Here is a 3,859-nt window from a genome sequence, read left to right on the forward strand (position 1 = left end):
CACAACCCACCAATCGGCGCGGCCCCTACCGGCCATCATAATTGACGCCAACCGGCCACCGTAATTGCCGCGCTACAGTCTGAGCTTGCCTGCCGCATAGCGCACACCTCATGGAGGTAGCCGTCGGACGCCCGCTCCCGCGAACGAATCCGTCCCCACCTCTGCCCCCCCCTTTCGGTGAATTGCCTACGACTGGCCGCACGGAATAGCGCGTCGATATTCCGCAAGATGGAGTAGCAGGTGATCAAGATTGGGTACAAGGCGTCCGCCGAACAGTTCGGGCCAATGGAACTCCTACACTTCATATGCTTGGCCGAGGAACTGGGCTGCGATTCAGCCTGGATCAGCGACCATTTTCAGCCATGGCGACACAATGGTGGCCACGCACCAAATTCGATTGCGTGGCTGGGCGCTGCTGGCGCGCGTACCTCCCGCATTACGCTGGGCACCAGCGTGTTGACGCCCTGTTTCCGCTATCACCCATCGATTGTAGCCCAAGCTTTCGCGACGCTCGGTGCGATGTTCGAAGGCCGGATCGTACTGGGCGTGGGAACCGGCGAATCGCTGAACGAGGTGCCGGCTTCGGGCATGACTTGGCCCGAACAGAGCGAGCGCACCGCGCGGTTGCGGGAAGCCGTTGAGCTGATCGAACGCCTCTGGAAAGAGCCGCGCCTTACATTCGAAGGGCGTTATTACCGTACCGAGAACGCGACTATCTACGACCGGCCCGATACGCAGATTCCCATCTTCATCGCGGGCGCCGGACCGTTCATGGCAAAGCTGGCGGGCAAAACGGCCGATGGCTTCATCTGCACCAGCGGCAAGCCAACAGCTCTGTACGAGGAAAGGCTGCTGCCCAACCTCAACCTCGGCCTGGCAGAGCGACAGCGCAGCGCACCGTTCGAGCGCATGATCGAAATCAAGCTATCTTATGACGAGGACCCCGGCCGGGCACTTAACAACACACGCTTCTGGGGCGCTCTCGCGCTCAGCCCGGCAGAAAAGGTCGATGTTGAGGACCCCATCGACATGGAGCGCCTCGCCGACGCCCTGCCAATAGAACGGGCAGCGTCCCGATGGATCGTCTCATCCGATCCGGATGCCGTGATCGAAGCGATACGCGCCTATGTCGCAATGGGTTTTAATCACCTCGTCTTCCATTCCCCCGCTGCCGATCAGGAGCGGTTTTTGAAATTGCTCGCTAGGGACATCATTCCTCGCCTAAAATTGGTATCGTCGCTCGACAATCCAAAGGGTGCGCTTGCAGGCGGAACCGTATTCCGTTCGTTGAGCGGCGCCGATGGCCATCAGGGAACCTCTGCAGCAAAGCCGCAAAAATCCGATCGGTCGGATGACGCCACATCACAAGATGTCACAACATCGGACGCCCCCCTTTTTTGACGAGTTTGCGGACGTCACCAAGCGGCAATAATGCCGATCGAAACAAAGGGGAAACATCATGCACGAACCGTCCCGCCGTACCCGAACCTGGCGCAGGTCATCGTCTGCGATCAGCCTGTCGATAGCCCTCTATGCGGGCCAAGCCTTTGCGCAGGCCCCGGCTGCCCCGGAGGATCGCGACCCCACGGAGATCGTGGTGACGGCCCAGAAGCGCCAGCAGTCGATCAACGATGTAGGAATGTCGATTACCGCAGTGGACGGTGATACGCTGCAATCGCTCAACATCAACGACACTGCCGATCTGGGTAAAATCGTTCCAGGCTTTACCTTCACGCCGACTCCTTCCGGCCCTCCGGTTTATACCTTGCGCGGTGTCGGTTTCTACGAATCATCATTATCATCAGCCCCCGCCGTCACGGTCTATGTCGATGAAGCGCCGTTGGCGTTCCCCGCGATGACCCAGGTAGGCGTTATCGACGTCGAGCGGGTCGAGGTGCTGGAAGGCCCACAAGGAACGCTGTACGGCGAAAATTCAACCGGCGGCGCAATCAACTATATCGCCGCGCGGCCAACGCAGGAATTCAAGGCCGGCGGATCATTCGGCTACGGTCGGTTCGACACAACGGACGCCAAGGGCTTCATCAGTGGTCCGATTACCGACACATTGGCTGGCCGCTTCGCATTCCGCGCCCTCAACAGCGGGACCTGGCAGCGCAGCTATACACGCGGAGAACAGCTCGGCGCGACGCGCCAGTTCGCGGCCCGGCTCTTGCTGGACTGGCAGCCCACCGATCGCCTGAAGATCAAATTCACGGCCAATGGATGGCGGGACAGATCTGACACCCAGGCCTATCAGCTGACGGACATCAATTGCGCGGACCCCAGCAGATGCGCCTATTCACCGGACTATCCGAAGCCGCCGGCTGGAGATGCTCGCGCGGCAGACTGGTTTGCAGGCTGGCCCATGACAGTCAAAAACAGGTTTCTGCAAAGCACCGTACGAGCAGACTATGAGTTCTCACCAAGCGTTACGCTCACCTCGATCTCCGGCTATCAGAATCTCAAGATCGTTAATTGGCAGGATCTCAGCGCAACTGCGATCGAGCAACAGGCAGCAGCGAATACCGGTAAGATCGAATCGTTCAACCAGGAGCTTAGGCTGTCGGGTACCGGTAATCGGTTGAATTGGGTGGCAGGTCTCTATTACTCCTATGCCGATATCAACGAACGAAATTATTCTAATACGAAGTTGCAATCCTCCACGGCACCTTTCCCGGGGCTTCCTGGCTTCACGTCCGTCGAAGCGGTCACCAGTTCGCGCCTGAACACCTATGCGGCCTTTGCCAACGCTGATTTCCGGGTAACGGATCATCTCTCGCTGGTAGGCGGCGTGCGTTACACGCAGGCGAACCGCTCGTTCTCCGGGTGCGACATCGACCCGCTGGACGATGAAGGAAAGGCAGCCGCCATCTTCAACGTCCTACAGACGGCCTTATTGGGATCGCTCGTGAAACCAGCTGTTTCGGGCGGCTGCTTCACTCTCGACCAAAATTTTCTTCCCAATATGATTCATAACAAGTTGAACGAAAACAATGTTTCGTGGCGCGCCGGCGCCAACTGGAAGACGGACGGCGGCACTCTCCTCTATGCCAACATCGCCCAGGGCTACAAGTCCGGCAGTATCCCGTCCGTGTCGGCAGCGAACTATCTCGGCTTCGAGCCGGTCAAGCAGGAGTCCCTGCTGGCCTATGAGGCAGGGGTTAAAGTCCCTCTGTTTGACAAGGCGCTCAGGCTCAATCTCGCTGGTTTCTACTATGATTATGCGAAGAAGCAGTTGCGCGGTCGTATCGTCGATCCTGTCTTCGGGCTTGTGGAAGCGATGGTGAGCATTCCCAAATCGCGGGTCTGGGGCATTGAAGGCTCACTCGTTGCAACGCCCGTTGAGGGCCTGACCCTGAGTGGATCCGGCACCTATCTCAATACTAAAGTGCAGCGTTATGTCGGATACAATGCCGCGGCCCAGGTGGAAGACTATGCCGGCTCGACATTTCCCTTCTCTCCCAAATGGCAATTTGTCGCAGACGGCAGCTATAGCTGGGACATTGGTAATGGGAAGGGTGCCTTTGCTGGTGCCAATGTAACCGCGCGTGATTCGTCCTATGCTTCGATCGGCGCTGATCCGAATTTTCGACTGCCGTCCTATGCGCTGCTTGGTCTGCGGGCCGGCATTGAATCCAAGGATCAGGGATGGCGTGTGACCGTGTGGGGTGAGAATGTAACGAATAAATACTATTGGACCGGCGTGTACCAATATTGGGACACGCGCTTCCGGCTCGCGGCAAAGCCCGCTACCTATGGGATCAGGCTGGACTATAACTACTAGTTATGAGACCTGTGTGCGGGTGGTTGTAGGAGACTGAAATGCATTTATTTTTCTGTCTTCAGCTTTGATCGCGCT

2 protein-coding genes are annotated in these 3,859 nt (G+C 58.0%); both read left to right on the forward strand.

What is annotated here, in order from left to right; all coding sequences use genetic code 11:
* The first annotated feature begins 240 nt into the window (after positions 1-240).
* The gene (gene fgd, locus WFP78_RS23295) at positions 241-1,401 is read left to right on the forward strand and encodes a glucose-6-phosphate dehydrogenase (coenzyme-F420) (protein ID WP_336966889.1); all 1,161 of its coding nucleotides are present in this window, start codon (positions 241-243) and stop codon (positions 1,399-1,401) included.
* Between the two features lie 58 nt (positions 1,402-1,459).
* Positions 1,460-3,784 carry a TonB-dependent receptor gene (locus WFP78_RS23300; RefSeq protein WP_336966890.1) on the forward strand — a complete coding sequence of 775 codons (2,325 nt, stop codon included), beginning with the start codon at positions 1,460-1,462 and terminating at the stop codon, positions 3,782-3,784.
* Positions 3,785-3,859 lie beyond the last annotated feature (75 nt).

The organism is Sphingobium aquiterrae, from assembly GCF_037154135.1.
Lineage (GTDB): Bacteria > Pseudomonadota > Alphaproteobacteria > Sphingomonadales > Sphingomonadaceae > Sphingobium > Sphingobium aquiterrae.

Bases quoted from the DNA above. Each gene is read 5' to 3' on its own strand.
- WFP78_RS23300 (WP_336966890.1), top strand. From the start codon at position 1,460: ATGCACGAACCGTCCCGCCGTACCCGAACCTGGCGCAGGTCATCGTCT.